Source organism: Xanthomonas sp. NCPPB 1754, from assembly GCF_041475725.2.
Taxonomy (GTDB): Bacteria; Pseudomonadota; Gammaproteobacteria; order Xanthomonadales; family Xanthomonadaceae; genus Xanthomonas; species Xanthomonas euvesicatoria.
The window spans coordinates 965,898-982,947 of the sequence record NZ_CM192982.1; the positions used below are offsets into that span (position 1 = coordinate 965,898).

Annotated in this window: 15 protein-coding genes; 7 read left to right on the forward strand and 8 right to left on the reverse strand. The window is 66.0% G+C overall.

The genetic code is table 11. The features are described from left to right. Nucleotides 1–83: 83 nt before the first annotated feature. Nucleotides 84–1,382, reverse strand: a complete 1,299-nt coding sequence (locus tag ACCQ15_RS04185) for a NupC/NupG family nucleoside CNT transporter (RefSeq protein ID WP_008573564.1) — start codon at nucleotides 1,380–1,382, stop codon at nucleotides 84–86. 888 nt (nucleotides 1,383–2,270) lie between these two features. Between ACCQ15_RS04185 and ACCQ15_RS04190 the strand changes: the two genes are divergently transcribed. The 5 genes from ACCQ15_RS04190 to ACCQ15_RS04210 all read left to right on the forward strand — a co-directional run bounded on the left by ACCQ15_RS04190 (nucleotide 2,271) and on the right by ACCQ15_RS04210 (nucleotide 7,720). Beyond that, nucleotides 2,271–3,239 (forward strand): potassium channel beta subunit family protein, encoded by a 969-nt coding sequence (locus ACCQ15_RS04190; RefSeq protein ID WP_014089419.1) that lies wholly within the window; start codon nucleotides 2,271–2,273, stop codon nucleotides 3,237–3,239. Nucleotides 3,240–3,400: 161 nt separating this feature from the next. After that, nucleotides 3,401–3,640: a hemin uptake protein HemP gene (gene hemP / locus ACCQ15_RS04195; protein WP_029818708.1), complete on the forward strand. Its 240-nt coding sequence runs from the start codon at nucleotides 3,401–3,403 to the stop codon at nucleotides 3,638–3,640. Nucleotides 3,641–3,899: 259 nt separating this feature from the next. Further along, nucleotides 3,900–6,131: a TonB-dependent hemoglobin/transferrin/lactoferrin family receptor gene (locus ACCQ15_RS04200; RefSeq protein ID WP_372381245.1), complete on the forward strand. Its 2,232-nt coding sequence runs from the start codon at nucleotides 3,900–3,902 to the stop codon at nucleotides 6,129–6,131. Between the two features lie 5 nt (nucleotides 6,132–6,136). After that, nucleotides 6,137–6,739 (forward strand): Hemin transport protein, encoded by a 603-nt coding sequence (locus ACCQ15_RS04205; protein ID WP_338338764.1) that lies wholly within the window; start codon nucleotides 6,137–6,139, stop codon nucleotides 6,737–6,739. A 57-nt stretch (nucleotides 6,740–6,796) separates the two neighbouring features. Next, complete coding sequence (locus ACCQ15_RS04210) at nucleotides 6,797–7,720, forward strand: DUF6607 family protein (protein WP_029818711.1); 924 nt, start codon at nucleotides 6,797–6,799, stop codon at nucleotides 7,718–7,720. 127 nt (nucleotides 7,721–7,847) lie between these two features. Here the strand turns inward: ACCQ15_RS04210 and ACCQ15_RS04215 are convergent, their stop codons facing one another. From ACCQ15_RS04215 to ACCQ15_RS04245, 7 genes are all read right to left on the reverse strand, one after another. Continuing rightward, on the reverse strand, nucleotides 7,848–8,201 hold the full coding sequence (locus ACCQ15_RS04215) for a DMT family protein (protein WP_005910790.1): 354 nt from the start codon (nucleotides 8,199–8,201) through the stop codon (nucleotides 7,848–7,850). Nucleotides 8,202–8,280: 79 nt separating this feature from the next. Further along, nucleotides 8,281–9,165 (reverse strand): ABC transporter permease, encoded by an 885-nt coding sequence (locus ACCQ15_RS04220; RefSeq protein WP_372381246.1) that lies wholly within the window; start codon nucleotides 9,163–9,165, stop codon nucleotides 8,281–8,283. Beyond that, the gene (locus tag ACCQ15_RS04225; RefSeq protein ID WP_008573580.1) at nucleotides 9,162–9,995 is read right to left on the reverse strand and encodes an ABC transporter ATP-binding protein; all 834 of its coding nucleotides are present in this window, start codon (nucleotides 9,993–9,995) and stop codon (nucleotides 9,162–9,164) included. The genes ACCQ15_RS04220 and ACCQ15_RS04225 overlap by 4 nt, the downstream gene beginning before the upstream one ends. A gap of 3 nt (nucleotides 9,996–9,998) precedes the next feature. Beyond that, complete coding sequence (locus ACCQ15_RS04230) at nucleotides 9,999–11,045, reverse strand: ABC transporter substrate-binding protein (protein WP_029818714.1); 1,047 nt, start codon at nucleotides 11,043–11,045, stop codon at nucleotides 9,999–10,001. 40 nt (nucleotides 11,046–11,085) lie between these two features. Then, nucleotides 11,086–12,003 (reverse strand): TauD/TfdA dioxygenase family protein, encoded by a 918-nt coding sequence (locus tag ACCQ15_RS04235; protein WP_372381247.1) that lies wholly within the window; start codon nucleotides 12,001–12,003, stop codon nucleotides 11,086–11,088. A 248-nt stretch (nucleotides 12,004–12,251) separates the two neighbouring features. Next, nucleotides 12,252–14,735, reverse strand: a complete 2,484-nt coding sequence (locus tag ACCQ15_RS04240) for an ABC transporter permease (protein ID WP_008573586.1) — start codon at nucleotides 14,733–14,735, stop codon at nucleotides 12,252–12,254. Further along, nucleotides 14,732–15,331, reverse strand: coding sequence for an ABC transporter ATP-binding protein (locus tag ACCQ15_RS04245; RefSeq protein ID WP_005910777.1), 600 nt, complete (start codon nucleotides 15,329–15,331; stop codon nucleotides 14,732–14,734). The genes ACCQ15_RS04240 and ACCQ15_RS04245 overlap by 4 nt, the downstream gene beginning before the upstream one ends. Before the next feature lie 109 nt (nucleotides 15,332–15,440). On the opposite strand from ACCQ15_RS04245, the gene ACCQ15_RS04250 reads away from it, so the two are divergent. Together ACCQ15_RS04250 and ACCQ15_RS04255 are read left to right on the forward strand one after the other, a co-directional pair. Next, nucleotides 15,441–16,109 carry an arylesterase gene (locus ACCQ15_RS04250; RefSeq protein ID WP_372381539.1) on the forward strand — a complete coding sequence of 223 codons (669 nt, stop codon included), beginning with the start codon at nucleotides 15,441–15,443 and terminating at the stop codon, nucleotides 16,107–16,109. A 91-nt stretch (nucleotides 16,110–16,200) separates the two neighbouring features. Further along, nucleotides 16,201–16,914: a response regulator transcription factor gene (locus tag ACCQ15_RS04255; RefSeq protein WP_002811889.1), complete on the forward strand. Its 714-nt coding sequence runs from the start codon at nucleotides 16,201–16,203 to the stop codon at nucleotides 16,912–16,914. Nucleotides 16,915–17,050 lie beyond the last annotated feature (136 nt).

Genomic DNA, 17,050 nt, shown 5'->3' on the forward strand with positions numbered 1-17,050 from the left:
TTGCCTTGAATGACTGACTTGAAAGACTGGATGAAACGCGGCGTGCAGTGATTAGACCGTCACGCCGATGAACCCGCACCGCCTCAACCGAAATGCGACAGCACACCGGCAATGGTAGCGGTCATGAAGGTAGCGATCGAACCGCCGAGCACCGCACGCAGGCCGAACTTGGCCAGATCGTGACGACGTTCCGGCGCCAGCCCGCCGATCCCGCCGATCTGGATCGCGATCGAGCTGAAATTGGCGAAGCCGCACAGCGCGTAGGTGGCGATCAGGCGACCTTCTGCGCTCAGGCCTACGCCCGGCACTTCGCCCTTGACGATGCGCGACAACTCGCTGTAAGCGACGAACTCGTTGATCACCACCTTCTGGCCGATCAACGACCCGACCGTGGTCGCATCCACCCACGGGGTACCGATCACCCAGGCGATCGGCGCCAGCACGTAGCCGAAGATCGTCGACAGGTTGGTCGGGCGGCCCAGTAGCGCGGCGGCGCCGGTGACCTCGCCCAGCCAGGTCAGCGGTGCGTTGATCAGCGCGATCAGCGCGATGAAGGCCAGCAGCATCGCGCCGATGTTCAGCGCCAGGCGCAGGCCATCGCCGGCACCGGCCGCGGCCGCATCGATGACATTGCTGGTGGTTTTTTCCACTTCCATCTTGACGGTGCCGCGGGTCAGCGGGGTGCCGGTTTCCGGCACCAGCAGCTTGGCGACCACCAGCGTGGCGGGCGCGGCCATGATGCTGGCGGCCAGCAGGTGCTTGGCATAGAACGCCTGTTGCGCCGGATCGCTGCCGCCGAGCATGCCGACGTATGCAGCCAGCACGCCACCGGCGATATGCGCCATGCCGCCGATCATCATCGTCAGCAGCTCGGACTGGGTCATCTTCGGGATATACGGGCGCACGGTCAGCGGCGCTTCGGTCTGGCCGATGAACACGCTGGCGCACACGCTGGTGGTTTCCGCACCGGAAACGCGCATCACCTTGGTGATCGCCCACGCCATCGCACGCACCACCATCTGCATCACGCCCAGGTGGTAAAGCACGCCCATCAGCGCCGAGAAGAAGATGATGGTGGGCAGCACCTGGAACGCAAAGATGAAGCCGTAGCTGTCGATGTTCATCAGGTTGCCGAAAATGAAGGTGGACCCTTCATTGACGAAACTCAGCACCTTGACGAAGCCCTTGCCCAGCGCGTCGAACACGTCGCGCCCGCCCGGCACCAGCAACACCAGTGCGGCGAACGAGATCTGCAGGGCCAGACCGGTGGCGACCAGCTTCCAGTCGATCGCGCGGCGGTTGCTCGAAAACAGCCAGGTGATGCCGATGAGCACCGCCAGACCGAACAGGCCGAAACCGATCCTTCCCAAACCTTCGACCATTCCAATCCCCGGGCTGCTGACGGCAAAACGGGAAGCCTAGAGCAGGGGGTGACAGGGGGCAAGGCGAGGGGCATTCAGATGGCCTCGGTCGGCCCACAGACGAGAGGCGGCGGGCACGGGCAGGCCCGCGCTGGCGCGCTGTGGGACCGTGCTTGCGCAAAGTCGGGAGTTCGCATGGGCGAGGTGGGCGGTTTTCATCGCGTGGCGGCGCGGCTGGTGGCGGTCGTGACGCCCGCCCGGATGCGGTGTTCACCGTCATGCGTCAGCGTTCGGGAAACTGCCGCGCAGCCTGGAGCGGCTGAAGCGCGTGATTGGATCTACTGCTGCGACTGCTACGGCTGTCGTTGCTGCATCCGCTTCATTAGGCGCGGTGTCTTTGGCACAGATGGCCTGGGACAGTTGGCGTTTGTGCGCGAGTGCTGCTGACCGTTGCACGCATGTCCGCCGGCGTCATGCGCTGGTGTCTCCAGGCACGGTGCCGCATCCGGTGTCGGGGCACGCCGTCAATCCGTCCATGCGGCTGGTTGGCGCATGCATGCCACCAATGGCCCCACCCTGGTTGCGACGCCACACGCCGGCGATTTTGCCTGTTGATCGGCAAGCAGTCGCTGCAGCAAGGTCTCGCGTCTGTCACGTGTGGATAGGCGTGGAAACGCCCATGCAAGCCGAGGCATTCGGTGCAGATAACCACCAACGGCAGACCAACACCGACAAAAGCGCCGATCACGATGCATGCGCAGTGCAGGCGGTGCTGCGAACACGCAGTCGAGCCGGGAACAGGTCGATGCACGGCGCTGCACACGCCGCGCGCTGTGCCTGCCCGACGCCACGGCCTACACTGCGCACGCCGGTCCAGGGCAGGTGCCCTGGAGGTTGCGGGAGTTCGCCATGCTTTACCGACGTCTGGGTTCCACCGGGCTGCAGCTATCGGCCTTGTCGTTCGGGGCCTGGGTCACCTTCGGCAAACAGATCGGGCGCAGCGAAGCGCGCAATCTGATTGCCGCCGCCTGGGACAACGGCATCAATTTTTTCGATAACGCCGAGGTCTACGCGCGCGGCCGCGCCGAGGAAGTGATGGGCGATGTGATCGCCGATCTGCGTTTGCCGCGCGATGGCTTCTGCGTGTCGAGCAAGGTGTTTTTCGGTGCGGTCGACAGCCCGCGGCCGACCCAGCGCGGGCTCTCGCGCAAGCATGTCACCGATGCCTGCCACGCCGCGCTCAAGCGCCTGCGCGTGGAGTACCTGGACCTCTATTACTGCCATCGGCCCGATCCGGACACCCCGATCCAGGAAACCGTACGCGCCATGGATGCGCTGATCCGCCAGGGCAAGGTGCTGTACTGGGGCACATCCGAATGGAGCGCCGCGCAGTTGCGCGAGGCCATCGCGATTGCCGAACGCGAACATCTGCATGCGCCGGCGATGGAACAGCCGCAATACAACCTGCTGCATCGCGAGCGGCTGGAGCGCGAATACGCGCCACTGTGCGAGAACGGGCTGGGCACCACGATCTGGTCGCCGCTGGCCTCGGGCCTGCTGACCGGCAAGTACAACGCGGGCGTGGAGGCCGACAGCCGTCTGGGCCAGCCGGGCAACCAATGGTTGCAGGACGAAGTGCTGGGCGCGCCGGAAGCGCGCCGGCTGGAGCGCGCCCGCGCGTTCTGCGCGGTGGCGGCCGAGCTTGGCCAGTCGCCGGCGCAGTTGGCCATCGCCTGGTGCCTACGCAACCGGCATGTGTCCAGCGTGATCCTGGGCGCGAGCCGGGTCACACAGTTGGAAGAGAACCTCGGTGCCCTGGACACCCTGGATCAGGTCGATGACGCCGGGTGGGCACAGGTGGAGTCGAGCACGCGCTGAGCCATTGGGTCGATCGAGTGCTGCGGTGGATGCTTGTAGTAGTCACCGCAGCTGAGGGCAGCGACACACGTCCGTTCGATTGGCGCGATCAATCGAAGACTAGAGAGCGATTTAAACATCCGGCCTTTCAAATGAGAATGGCTCTTGATCATTAAATGAGAATGGTTATTATTTGTCTGGCCAACCGACTGGAGAACCAGATCATGACCGCCCACCCCGTGCTGCTTCGCTCCGAACCGGTCAATCTGCGCGACCGCGCCACGCCGCGCGCCGTGCCCGCCGAAGACCTCATCAGCAGCCAAGCGCTGCTCAAGGGCCGGCGTGAAGTGCTGATCCAGCACGGCGATCGCGTCTATCGCCTGCGCCACACCAGCAACGATAAGCTGATCCTGACCAAGTAATTCCAGCCACTCGGCTGCGCACAGCCACTGTGCGCAGCCGCTGCCGCAACGATCGTCATGCGCCGTCAGTGCCGATGGCGCGATCCTGCTCCACGCGCAACGCTCGATTGCCATGGCATCCCATCTTTGCGTACTCGCTCAACGCGTGTGCGCAAGGTCGCAGCGGGCGCTGCCGCCGCCGCCCGCCACTCAACTCCATCTTCCCTGCCGCGTTTGGCTTATGCCGCCCGCGCCGCCGGGGGACGCGTAAAGGTTCCTGATGATCCGCCTGCATCCGCTGGTGGTCGCGCTGTCGCTGGCGCTGCCCGCTATTTCCTTGTGTGCCCGTGCTGCCGAACGCGATGCCGGAGCGGAGGGTGCGCGTGAGGTGCACGACTTCGACCGGCTCCAGGTCACCGCCACGCGCACCCAGCGCGCGCTGGTGGATGTGCCCAGCACGGTGGATGTGATCGACCGCGAACAGCTCGACAACCAACTGGTGCGCGAACTCAAGGATCTGTTCCGCTACACGCCGGGCGTGTCGGTCACCAGCACCAGCGGCCGCTTCACCGGTGCCAACGGCATCCGCATCCGCGGGCTGGATGGCAACCGCGTGGCGATGCTGGTGGATAACGTGCCGGTGTCGGACACCTTCAGCTTCGGCAGCTATCTCAACGCCAACCGTAACTTCGTCGACCTGGAAACGCTCAAGCGCGTGGAAGTGGTACGCGGGCCGGCCAGCTCGTTGTATGGCTCGGATGCATTGGGCGGCGTGGTCGCTTTCGTCACCAAGGATCCGTCGGACTATCTGAGCGCAGACAAGCACAGCTACGTCGGCCTGAAGTTCGGCTACGAAGGCGACTGGAACGGCCTGTTTGCCGGTGCCACCGGCGCGTTCGGTGGCGAACGCTGGAGCGGCTTGGTGGCGGTGAGTCATCGCCAGGGCCAGGAGGCGCAAAACCAGGGCGATGACCGCAGCCGCGATTTCACCCGCACTGCGGCCAATCCGCAGCGCATCGATGGGCGCAGTGTGCTCGCCAAACTGGTGTACGCCCCAAGCGCACAACAGCGCTTCAAACTCACGGTCGAAGGCAACGAAGACTACGGCAGCATCGATGCATTGACCGGCGTCGATACGCGGAGTCCGACGGCGTCGCTACGCATCCTGTCGCAGCAAGGACGCGATCATCAGACACGTGCGCGGGTCTCGCTGCGGCATGAAGTCGATGCGCTGGATTCCGTGTGGACCGACGATCTGCAGTGGCAGCTGTATCGCCAGGACAGCGAGAGCCTGCAACGCACCAACGAACTGCGCGGCAACACCACGCGCCGGCATAACGAACATAATTTCGATCAGCGTGTTTACGGCCTGCTGGTCAACGCGCATAAGTCCATCGAAACCGGCACCCTCAGCCACGAAATCACCTATGGGCTGGATGGCACCTGGACCGATACGCGCGCCAAGCGCGACGGCTATTCGGTCAATCTGGCCAATGGCGTGGTGAGCAACCGCGTCGGTCAGGACGTGTTTCCGGTGCGCGACTTCCCGATGAGCGAAACCACCAAGCTCGGGTTGTATGCGCAGGACGAGATCGGCCTGCTCGATGGCCAGCTGTCGCTGGCGCCGGGCGTGCGCGTGGATTATTTCCGGCTGTCGCCGCAGGTGGACGACATCTTCCGCGAAGACAATCCCGGCGTTGCCGCCGAGACCATCGACGAGACCCAGGTGTCTCCCAAGTTCGGTGCGGTGTGGCGGTTTTCGGACGCCTGGTCGGCGTATGTCAATTACGCGCATGGCTTCCGCGCGCCGCCGTACAACGACGTCAATATCGGTTTCACCAATCTGCAGGCGCGCTACACCGCCATCGCCAATCCGGATCTGAAATCGGAGACCAGCCGCGGCGGCGAACTGGGCCTGCGTTTCAACGATGCGGTCGGCTATTTCGGGCTGGCCGTGTACTACACCGACTACCGCAACTTCATCGAATCGTATGCGCCGGCTGGCGTGAATGCCGACGGGCTGGCGCTGTTCCAGTCGCGCAACGTGGACGATGTGGTGATCAAGGGCGCAGAGGCGCGCGCGGGCATCGATCTGGGCATGCTGGCGGGTTGGCAAGGCTGGTCGTTGAACAGTGTCGTTGCCTATGCGGAAGGCGACAACCTCACCGACGGCAGGCCGCTCAATTCGGTCGACCCGTTGCGCGGCACGCTTGGCATGGCCTTCGACAGTGATCGCTGGGGCGCAGAAGTGATCGGTACCTTTGTGGCCCGCAAACATCGCCCGCAGCTGGACAGCTATTACGTGCCGGCCGGCTACGCCACGCTGGATCTGATGGGGCATTGGGAATTCGCGCCCGGCGCCAAGCTCACCGCAGGCGTGTTTAACCTGGCCGATCGCCGTTACGTGGACTGGAACGCGCTGCCCAACGGCACGCTGGCCAGCAGCACGGTGCTGGACCGCTTCACTGGCGCCGGGCGCACTGCCTCGCTCAGCCTGGCCGTGAGCTGGTAGCGGCCATGCCCAACCTCTGCGCCATCCCGTTGCCCCTGCATGCACGCGCTACCCGCGCGGCACTGCCGCGACCACGGCAGTTGGCGGCGCTAGGGACGGTGCTTTGCCTGTATCGGCCTGCGTTGGGCAACGAACTGGATGGTTGGCAGCACGCGGTCGCTGCAGCCGCGTCCCGTCGGGTGGACAGCGACGGCGTGCACGAGGGCATCTGGTTCTTCGATGCGGCAGGACACTGCTGCTGGCGGCTCTGCCTGTTGCCCGACAGCGATTTCCTGAGCTGGGACCGCCTGGTCTCTCGGCTGCCGCCACTGCCGATGGACACGCATGAACTGGGCGTCGGCGAACGGCTATGGCGCCGCCTGGCCGGACGCATGCGCGGCGATGCATGGCGCTTGAGCGCACTGCGCTTGCAGCCTGCGGCCAGCCACGGTCACCCCATCACCGCCAGCCTGGCCACCGTCTCTGCGCTGGGCGCTGAGGTTGCTGCACGGTTGGCGCGCGACGAGGGCATCGACGGCCGCGTGGTCGTGGACGATTGTTGCTGCGCGCGCGCTGCAGTGCTGCGTACTGCCGCGGTGAATGCCCGCGGTGCCGACCCCGTGTCATGACGATGTCGCTGCTGCGCGCGCGTCCCTGATGTTCCCCAATGACTACCGAGAGTGCCGATGAGCCGATTGTTCTCCCGCTGTGTCGCCGCCACACTGAGCCTGTTGCCGTTGATTGCCGCCGCCGATGCTCAGCGCGATCGGCAGAGCATCCTGGCGATGCAGGGCGAGTACGCGGTGGATTTCGCGTTCGACGAAACCGTGCTGCTCAAGCCCGGCTACGAGCGCGCTTCGGCGATGCGCAGCGGCGCCAGCGAAGTGGTCATCGTGGTGGAGGATTCGCCGCGCAGGCTGGTGCTGCAGCACGTGCTGGTCGACGAAAAGACCGGGCACGTGACCAAGCATTGGCGGCAGGACTGGACCTTCGAGGCACCGCAACGGTTTGAATTCACCGCCGAGCAGACCTGGACGGTGCATGCGCTGGCGCCGGCCATCACCAGCGGCACCTGGACGCAATGTGTGTACGAAGTCAGCGACGCGCCGCGTTATTGCGGCACCGGCCGCTGGGACTACGCCGATGGCCACCCCACCTGGACCAGCGATCCCAGCTGGCGCCCGTTGCCGCGGCGCGAGTACACCAGGCGCAGCGACTACAATGCGCTATCGGTGATCAACCGGCACACGCTGACGCCGAACGGCTGGACCCACGAACAATTCAATACCAAGGTGCTGCGCAAGCCCGACGGCACCCAGGAAGCGATTGCACGCGAGTTCGGCTTCAACGATTACCGCAAGACCACCGAGGTGGACTTCGCCCCGGCCTATGCGTACTGGAAAGGCACACAGGGGTATTGGGCCAAGGTGCGCGCGCGCTGGGCCGCATTCCTGCAAACGCCACCGGGCCTGCATCTGAAAACCAAGCCGGACGGCATGGCGATGATCGTGCCGATGTTCGAGCAGGCTGAGTCAGCGCAGAAGGGCAAGCCGGTCAAGGACGCGCAAATCGATGCGGTGTTCGCACGGTGGGTCGAACCGGCGAACTAGGCACCCTGACGCCGTAGGAGCGCATCCAAGCGCGATATGGCATTCCCGGTAAGGCCAATCACACCGCAGGGGGCTCTTGCGAGGTCGCGCCCGGGTGCGCTCCTACGAGCGAGAGGGTGCTTTGCCTTTATTCCTTGAACATCAGGAACGCGGCCACCAGGATCAGGCCGAACGCGGCCCAATGGTTCCACTTCAGCGACTGCCCCAGGTAGAAGGTGGAGAAACCGGCAAAGACCAGCAGCGTGATCACTTCCTGCATGCCCTTGAGCTGCGGCGCCGAATACACCGCGCTGCCCAGACGGTTGCCAGGCACCTGCAGGCAGTATTCGAAGAACGCGATGCCCCAGCTGACCAGGATGGCGATCATCAGCGGCGTGGTCTTGTACTTCAGGTGCCCGTACCAGGCGAAGGTCATGAACACGTTGCTGGCGATCAGCAGCAGAACCGGGTACAGGTAGGCGGTGAAGGGGGCAGTGGGCATGGCGGCGAGCGGCAGAGAAGGGGGGCCGAAGCATAAGCCAACTTCGTTAAGCGCACGCGACCGTGCCGCCGGGGCCGCGCTAGCGCTGCATGCCCCAGCGACGCACCGTGAGCCGCTCGATCGCCTGGAACACCACGCCCTCCACCAGCAGCCCCAGCACGATCACCATCGCCAGCCCCGCGAAGACCTTGTCGGTGTAAAGCTCATTGCGGTTCTGGAAGATGTACCAGCCCAGGCCGCCCTGGCCGGAGGTGGCGCCGAACACCAGTTCGGCGGCGATCAGGGTGCGCCAGGCGAATGCCCAGCCGATCTTCAGCCCGGACAGGATCGCCGGCAGCGCCGCCGGAACCAGCAGTTGCGCTACATAGCGCGGGCCGCGCAGGCCGTAGTTGCGCCCGGCCATGCGCAGCGTGTCCGGTACCGCCTGGAAGCCGGCGTAGGTGGTCAGCGCCAGCGGCCACAGCACCGAGTGCACCAGCACGAACACCAGGCTGCCGGTGCCCAGCCCGAACCACAGCAAGGCCAGCGGCAACAGCGCAATGGCCGGCAGCGGGTTGAACATGGCGGTCAGCGTGCCGAGCACATCGCGGCCCCAGCGCGTGGAAGCGGCCAGCGCGGTCAGCACGAACGCCAGCAGCACGCCCAGCGCATAACCTTGCGCCAGCACACGCAACGACGCACCGACCCGGCGCAGCAGTTCGCCCGACAGCAGCCCGTCGTAGAACGCGCGCGCGGTCTGCACTGCGCCGGGCAGCATCAGATCGTCGCCGACCAGCCGCGCGGCGATCTCCCATGCCGCGACCAAGGCCACCAGCACCAATGCCTTGCGCAGCCAGGGCGGTGCGTGCCAACGCGTGGGCGTGGTCGCGGCGCCCAGGGCAGGGTCCAGCGGGGTCAGTGCCACTTCGTACTCGGGCCGCACCGGTGGAATCGGCGGCACTGCGCTTGCGGTGCTGCGGCTCATGTCAGCGCCTGGCGTTGGCGCAGGGACGGGCGACGCAGCGGTGCCACCTTGTCGTCGTCCAGCGTGTCATCGGGCAGATCGAACAGCAGCCGGTGAATGCGTTGCGCGGTCTGCTGGAAGGCCACGCTGCCGGCACTGTGCGGGCCGAAGGCATGCGCGTTGAGTTCGGCGCGCACCTGGCCCGGGTGCGGCGACAACAGCAGCACGCGATTGCCGACCACCAATGCTTCTTCGATGGAATGGGTGACGAACAACAGCGTGAAGCGCAATTGTTCCCACAATTCCAGCACCTGCTCCTGCATGCGCGAACGCGTCAGCGCATCCAGTGCCGCGAACGGTTCATCCATCAGCAGGACACGCGGGCGCATCGCCAGGGCGCGTGCGATGGCTACACGCTGCTTCATGCCGCCGGACAAGGTGTGCGGGTAAGCATCTGCAAATCCGCTCAGCCCGACCTGGGCCAGACTGTCGTCTGCCCGCTCGCGCGCCTCGGCACGGCCGAGTTTGCGCGCCGCACGCAGCCCGAACACCACGTTCTCGCGCACGGTTTTCCATGGTGCCAACTGGTCGAATTCCTGGAACACCACCACCCGGTCCGGCCCGGGACCGGTGACCGCATGACCCTGCAGGCGGATCTGTCCTTCGCGCGGCGCAACAAAACCGGCAACCGCCTTGAGCAATGTGGATTTACCGCAGCCTGAGGGCCCCAGCAGCACGAAGCGGTCGGCTTCGTGCACATCGAAGCGCACGCGATGGGTCGCGCGCACCACGCGCTGGGCCGAGGCATATTCCAGGCTGACATGATCGACCTGCAGCAGGGGCGTGCTCATCGCTCAGCTCCCGCCCGCAATCAGCGGGTCGTCGAAAAAGTAATCGCCCACCTTGCCCGGCGCCTGCTTGATCGCCCCGCTGTGCTGCATGAACTTGCCCAGCCCCAGCGTGTTCTGCGGTGCCACGGTGAACTGCACTTTCGGGTCCTTGAGGATCTGCAGCACCAGCGCGCGGTCGATGCCCGAGCCATTACGACGCAGGAAGATATCGGCCGCCTGCTCCGGATGGGCCGTGACGAACTTCGCCGCCTGGTCCAGTGCGGCGACAAACGCGCGGTAGGTCTTGGGATTGTCCTTGCGGAATTTTTCGGTGGCGTACAACACCGTTGCCGACGACGGGCCGCCTTCGATCTCGTAGGAACTGGTGACGATATGCGCGGCCGGGTTGCGCGCCAGTTCCTGCTCCTGAAACGGCGGGCTGGCAAAATGCGCGGTGATTTCGGTACGCCCACGGATGATCGCCGCGGCGGCATCCGGATGCGGCAAGGCGACCTGTAGCGCGTCGAGCTGATGGGTGCCCTTGTCGCCCCAGCGTTGTTGCGAGGCGTGTTGCAAGAAACGTGATTGCACGGAGACACCCGTCGCCGGCACCGCAATACGGTCCTTTGGCGTGAAATCGCCGATGGACTTGATGCGGGGATTGTTGCTGATCAGGTAGTACGGGAAATTGCCCAGCGATGCGACGCCGCGGACATTCTGGCGGCCGCGCGTACGGTCCCAGATGGTGAACAACGGCCCGACACCGGCACCGGCGATATCGATCGAACCGGTCAACAACGCATCGTTGACTGCCGCCCCACCGGAGAGCTGCAGGAATTGCACGTCGATGTCCACACCGGCGGCCTTGCCCTGCTGTTCGATCAACTTCTGGTCCTGCGCCACGTCCAGCAGCAGGTAAACGATGCCGAATTGCTTGGCGATCCGCAGCTTGCCTTCGGCCTGCGCATGCGCGCTGTGCAACAGCGGCAGCGCGGCCAACACCAGCAGCGCGATGCGCCGCGAAAAACGCCGGCGCGGCGCAGGAGCGTGGGAAGTGACGGTCAAACGCATGCGGCGCTCCAGTCGGGAAGGGGAGGGAACAGGTGCAGGCTCAGAACGGTGCATCGCCTTCGATGGTGGTGCGGTTGAGCCGACGGCGCAGATGATCCGGCGTGCCTGCAGCCAGATGCATCACCGAACGGTTGTCCCAGAACACCATGTCGTGCGGCTGCCAGCGATGCCGATACACCAGCCCAGCATGCGTGGAGTGTTCGAACAACCTCTGCAACAGCGCGCGGCTTTCGTCCTCGGGCAAGCCGACGATGCGCGTGGTGAAATGCTCGCTGACGAACAGCGCCTTGCGGCCCGTCTCCGGATGCGTGCGCACCACCGGGTGCTGCACCGGTGTCACTTCGGCAATCTGCTCCGGCGTCAGTGCCGGCCGCCACGGATTGCGGGCGCGCAACTCCTCGTACTTGGCCAGATAACTGTGTTCGGCACGCAGGTCCTGCACGGCGCGTTTGAGCGATTCGGGCAGCGTTTGCCATGCCAGGTGCTGGTTGGCAAAGAGGGTGTCGCCGCCTTCGCCGGGCAGCTCCTGCGCATGCAGCAGCGACCCCAGGCTCGGTGTTTGCTTGTACGACAGATCCGAGTGCCAGTAATGCCCGGCATCGCCCAGGCCGATCGGCTCGCCGTTCTCCTTGATGTTGGACACCACCAGCACTTCCGGGTGCCCGCGCAGTTGAAAGTTGCGCAGCACGTGAATCTGCAGCGGCCCGAAGCGACGGCTGAATTCCACCTGCTGGGCCGGTGTGATGCGTTGATCGCGAAACACCAGCACGTGGTAATCCAGGTGCGCGCGATGGATACGCGCGAAGGTGGCGGCGTCCAGCGGTTGCGCAAGGTCCAGCCCGATCACTTCGGCGCCCAGCGGAGCGTCGAATGGCACGATCCTGACGCTGGAGCTCTGCACGGGGGAAGACGCATCGCGCCGCGTGTGCACACGCGCTGCGGAAGTGATGCTGGCCATGACGTGGCACCTCGACGGCAACGAAAGGCCGCCTGGGCCGGCGGCCGGACATACCACTCTAGGCAGTCGTGCCACCGCTGCGAACGTACGATTTGCAAGGTGCTTATGCGCTGCAGACATATGCAGCACTCACAGAAGAGCAAGGCCCCTCACGCTGCGCGCCACAGCGTCCGTGAGCTGGCCTGCAGCACAGCCACCGGGCCGCGCGTCGCATGCCGTTGCCCGCATGCGACGCGTTTTACCCGCGCTTATTCGCTCCGCAATGCCAATGCCGGCGGCGTGGACAGGATGCGCCGCGTGCCCGACCAACCCGCCAACAGACTCAAGGCCAGCCCGAATGCGCCGCCGAGCAGCAGGCGCGGCCAATCCGGTGTCAACGCCATCTCGAACGCCTGCTTCCCGACGACCGCGCCGATCACGGCCGCAGCGGTCACCGCCAGCGTCGCCGCCAGCAAGCCAAGCGCGCCGAATTCCACCAGCACCGCACCGCGTAGCTGGCCACGGCGTGCGCCCAGGGTGCGCAACACTGCGCTGTCGTAACGGCGTTCGCCCGCGGTGGCCTGCAATGCGGCCAGCAACACCAGCATGCCGGCCAGCAGGCTGAAGCCCATCACCAGTTGCACCGCCTGTGCCACCTGGTCGATGACCTCGCGCACGCGGCCCAGGATGGCATCGATATCCAGCAACGAAATGTTCGGATAGTCGCGACTCAGCGCCGCCAGCTTGGACGCATTGCCCGGCGGCAGGTGGAAGGCGGAAATCAGGTTGTACGGCGCATCGCCGACCGATCCTTGATTGAGCAGCAGGAAGAAGTTGACCCGGAACGAATCCCAGTCGGCCTTGCGGATGCTGGTCACGGTGAACGTGCGTTGCTGTTCGCCCAGCAGCAGGGTGATGCGATCGCCCAGTTTGAGCTGGTAGCGCTGCGCCCAGCCTTCTTCCACCGAGGCTTCCGCCGCGGTGCTGTCGGCCGCCCAGAACTTGCCCTGCAGCAGCGTATTTGCCGGCGGGAACGCGTGACGCCAGGAAAAATTCACCGGGCGGTTGTCGCCGTCGCCATCGTCGGCCGGGTCGCGGTCGCCACGCACCGGCGGTTTGTCGTTGATGGCCACCAGGCGCCCGGTGGAAAACGGCTCCACGGCCGCATCCTTCACCCCCAGGCCGCGCAGCGTCTGCAGCACCGGCTGGGTTTGTTCGGGCTGGATGTTCATCAGGAAGTAGTTGGGCGTATCGGCCGGCAGGCGGTCGCGCCATTGACCGAGCAGGCCCGGGCCGACCACCGCCAGCAGCAACAGCGCGCACAACGACAGCGACAGCCCGACCAGTTGCACCACGCTCAAGCCGCGGCGCCGTGTCAGCGAGGCCAGGCCAAGTTTCCAGGCACCGCGCAGACGGTGCTGGATCGGTCGCAGCAACGCGAGCAGGCCCAGCCCCAGCAACATCGCCACCAGTGCCAGCGCGGCCAGGCCGCCCAGCACCCAGCCGGCCAATACCAGGTTGCCGGTGGCATAGACGGTGAGCGCCAGCGTGGCGGCCAGGGCGGCGCCATACACCAGCAACGAACTCGGTGGCACTGCAGCAAAGCTGCGGTTGAGCACGCGCATCGGTGGCACGTTGCGCAGCCGCAGCAGCGGCGGCAGGCCGAAGCCCAGCAACAGCACCAGGCCGATGCCTGCACCGGCCAGGGCCGGGGTGGCCTGCGGCAGCGGCAACCGGTTCGGGATCAGGCTGCCCAGCGCCTGCACCAGGCCTTCCTGCGCAAGCATGCCAAGCCCGATACCGACCAGGCAGGCCGGAATCGCCGTCAGCAGCAACTGCAGCGACAGCATTGCCAGGATGTCGCGCTGGCGGGCGCCCAGGCAGCGCAAGACCGCCACGGTGTCGATGCGTCGCATCGCGAACCGGTTCGCTGCCAGGGCCGTGGCCACGCCGGACAACAGCACCGCCAGCAACGCCGACAAGGCCAGGAAGCGGCCGGCGCGATCAAACGCTGCACGCATGCCGCGTTGGGTGTCTTCGATACCCACCAGGCGATACTCGCTGGCGCGTGGCTTGAGCCAGGCGCGCAAATCGGCGATGGCATCCGGTGCGCCGGCGAACATCAACCGATAGGAGGCGCGGCTGCCTGGGCCGAGCAGGCCGGCGCCGTCGATATCGGCGCGATTGACCAGCAGCGGCGGCGAGAGCTGCATCAGCTCCCCGGAGGCATCGGGCTCGGCGCGCAACACGCCGGTGATGGTCAGATGGCCGGCACCGAATTCCAGTTGCTCGCCCACGTGCAGGCCCAGCGCTTCGAGCAGGCGCGGATCGGCATAGGCCTGGCCCGGCGGCGGTGCGCTGGCGACGCTGCCTTCCGTCCCGGTGCCGTCCTTGGACACCAGCAACTGCCCGCGCAGCGGGTAGCCGGGGCCAACGCCGCGGATATTGGCCATCTGGCTGGCATCGCCATGGAACAGCACGCTGGGAAAGCTGACCATGCGCGTGCTCTGCAGGCCGCGTCGCTGGGCTTCTGCGGCGAAGTCGGCTGGGATCTCCTGCCGCCCGGTCACGCCCAGATCGCCGCCGAGCACTTCGGCCGCGCTGGAGGTCAGCGCGAGCGTCACCCGGTCGACCAGGGTGCCCACCGCGGTCATCACCGCCACGCCCAGCACCAGCGCGGCGAACACCGTCAGCAGATCGCCGGCCAGGAATTCGCGGCGCACGGCGCGCGCGGCTTGGCGCACGACGTTCATGCCGCCGGACCGGTCTGTGCGTGCAGGCGGCCGCTGTCGATGCGGTAGATGTGCCTGCAGCGCTGCGCCAGGCTCATGTCGTGTGTGACCAGCACCAGGGTGGTGTCGCTGGTGGCATTGAGCGCGAACAACAGGTCGCTGATCTGCGCGCCGGTGGCCTGGTCGAGGCTGCCGGTGGGCTCATCGGCGAACAGGATGCGCGGGCGGGCCACGAAGGCGCGCGCCAACGCCACGCGTTGCTGCTCGCCACCGGACAGCTGGCGCGGGTAATGCCGCGCACGTGCACTCAGGCCCACGGCCTCCAGCACTTCGCGCACCCGCGCCGGATCCTCGCGCCCGGCCAGTTCCAGCGGCAGTGCGATGTTTTCTTCGGCAGTCAGCGCCGGCAGCAGGTGAAAACTCTGGAACACGAAGCCGACATCGCGGGCGCGTAGCGCGGCGCGCGCTTCTTCGTCGAGCTGGCCCAGGTCCTGGCCCGCCAGCGCAATGCTGCCGCGGCTGGGCAGGTCCAGCCCGGCCAGCAGGCCGAGCAGGGTGGTCTTGCCGGAACCGGACGCGCCGACGATGGCGATGCTGTCGCCTTCACTGACCGTCAAGCTCACGTTGTCGAGGATGTGGAGCGTTCCCTCCGGGCCACTGACGGACTTGCCGACCTCGCGAACGTCGATGGCGGTGCGGGTGCTGGAGCGGGGGGCCAGACTGTCGATGAGGAATCTCCGAATGCGTGAAAGAACACTGCGATATGGCGTGCTGGCCCTGTGGCTGCTGACACTCTCCCTGCTTGCGCCGGGGATTGCCTCTGCCAGAAGTCCGGTCGCCACTGCGCCGATCCTGGTGGTGGGCGACAGCCTGAGCGCTGCGCACAACATCCCGGTGCAGTCCGGCTGGGTAACCTTGCTGGACCAGCGCCTGAAGCGTGACATGGCGACGCCCCCGGCAGTCGTCAATGCCAGCATCAGCGGCGAAACCACCTCCGGCGCGCTGACCCGGCTGCCGGGCCTGCTGGAAAAACACCGCCCCGGCGTGGTGGTCATCGAGCTCGGCGGCAACGACGCGCTGCGCGGGCTGACCCCGGCCCAGCTCAAGGGCAACCTGGAAAAGATGATCCAGCTCAGCCAGCACGCCGGCGCCAAGGTGCTGCTGCTCGGGATCGACGTGCCGCCCAATTACGGCCCAGCCTACCGCGAGCGGCTCAAGGCGACCTATGCGGACCTCTCCACACAGTACAAGACCGCGCTGGTGCCGTTCTTCCTGGAAAAGGTCGCGCTGCAGCCCGGCCTGATGCAGGCGGACGGTCTGCACCCCACCGCCGCCGCGCAACCGAAGGTGCTGGAGACGGTATGGCCGGCATTGCGCCCGCTGCTCGGCCGCTAAATGCCGCGGAACACGAAACGTTATCCGGTCTTCACGCTCTTTCCACCGTCGATCCGGCATGTTTCACAAAGCTGAAGACCGAGGAAAGTCCATGCGTCAGACCAAGGAAACGTCCGGCCTCGTGCTGGTCGTCGAAGACAACCGCAATATCTCCGAAATGATCGGCGAGTACCTGGAAGGCCGTGGCTTCGAGGTCGACTACGCGCAGGACGGCCTGGACGGCTACCGTCTTGCCGCGGAGAACAGCTACGACGTGGTCGTGCTGGATCTCATGCTGCCACGCCTGGACGGCATCGAAGTGTGTCGCCGCCTGCGTAACGACGCACGCAAGTCCACACCGGTGTTGATGCTGACCGCCCGCGACACGCTGGACGACAAGCTCACCGGCCTGGGCTTTGGCGCCGATGACTACCTGACCAAGCCGTTTGCGATTCAGGAACTGGAGGCGCGCCTGCGTGCCCTGATCCGCCGCGAGCGTCGCCAGGTGGGCTCGGAAGTGCTCAAGGTCGCCGACCTGGTGCTGGACCCGGTGAGCATGCGCGCCACCCGTGCCGGCACCGAGCTGCAGCTCTCGCCGATCGGCCTGCGCCTTTTGACCATCCTGATGCGCGAATCGCCGCGTGTGGTCACCCGCCAGGAAATCGAGCGCGAAATCTGGGGCAACGGTTTGCCCGATTCGGACACCCTGCGCAGCCATCTGTACAACCTGCGCAAGATCATCGACAAGCCGTTCGATCGTCCGCTGCTGCACACCGTGCAGAGCGCCGGCTATCGCATCGCCGACATCGCCCAACCGATGGCGTGATGTCACGCGCCGGCCGCCGTTCTGGCGGCCGGCTGCTGTATAGGCGCTCACGCGCCGCTCGATCTCCTGTGCTGCCGGCTGGTTGCACGAAGGACTCACGGAAGCGTTGCCTATACTCCGGCGCTCTTCCCTGGAT

Bases quoted from the DNA above. Each gene is read 5' to 3' on its own strand.
- ACCQ15_RS04235 (WP_372381247.1), bottom strand. From the start codon at position 12,003: ATGGCCAGCATCACTTCCGCAGCGCGTGTGCACACGCGGCGCGATGCG.
- ACCQ15_RS04255 (WP_002811889.1), top strand. From the start codon at position 16,201: ATGCGTCAGACCAAGGAAACGTCCGGCCTCGTGCTGGTCGTCGAAGAC.
- ACCQ15_RS04225 (WP_008573580.1), bottom strand. From the start codon at position 9,995: ATGAGCACGCCCCTGCTGCAGGTCGATCATGTCAGCCTGGAATATGCC.
- ACCQ15_RS04190 (WP_014089419.1), top strand. From the start codon at position 2,271: ATGCTTTACCGACGTCTGGGTTCCACCGGGCTGCAGCTATCGGCCTTG.
- ACCQ15_RS04215 (WP_005910790.1), bottom strand. From the start codon at position 8,201: ATGCCCACTGCCCCCTTCACCGCCTACCTGTACCCGGTTCTGCTGCTG.
- ACCQ15_RS04205 (WP_338338764.1), top strand. From the start codon at position 6,137: ATGCCCAACCTCTGCGCCATCCCGTTGCCCCTGCATGCACGCGCTACC.
- ACCQ15_RS04230 (WP_029818714.1), bottom strand. From the start codon at position 11,045: ATGCGTTTGACCGTCACTTCCCACGCTCCTGCGCCGCGCCGGCGTTTT.
- ACCQ15_RS04185 (WP_008573564.1), bottom strand. From the start codon at position 1,382: ATGGTCGAAGGTTTGGGAAGGATCGGTTTCGGCCTGTTCGGTCTGGCG.
- ACCQ15_RS04210 (WP_029818711.1), top strand. From the start codon at position 6,797: ATGAGCCGATTGTTCTCCCGCTGTGTCGCCGCCACACTGAGCCTGTTG.
- hemP (WP_029818708.1), top strand. From the start codon at position 3,401: ATGGTTATTATTTGTCTGGCCAACCGACTGGAGAACCAGATCATGACC.
- ACCQ15_RS04250 (WP_372381539.1), top strand. From the start codon at position 15,441: ATGAGGAATCTCCGAATGCGTGAAAGAACACTGCGATATGGCGTGCTG.
- ACCQ15_RS04220 (WP_372381246.1), bottom strand. From the start codon at position 9,165: ATGAGCCGCAGCACCGCAAGCGCAGTGCCGCCGATTCCACCGGTGCGG.
- ACCQ15_RS04240 (WP_008573586.1), bottom strand. From the start codon at position 14,735: ATGAACGTCGTGCGCCAAGCCGCGCGCGCCGTGCGCCGCGAATTCCTG.
- ACCQ15_RS04200 (WP_372381245.1), top strand. From the start codon at position 3,900: ATGATCCGCCTGCATCCGCTGGTGGTCGCGCTGTCGCTGGCGCTGCCC.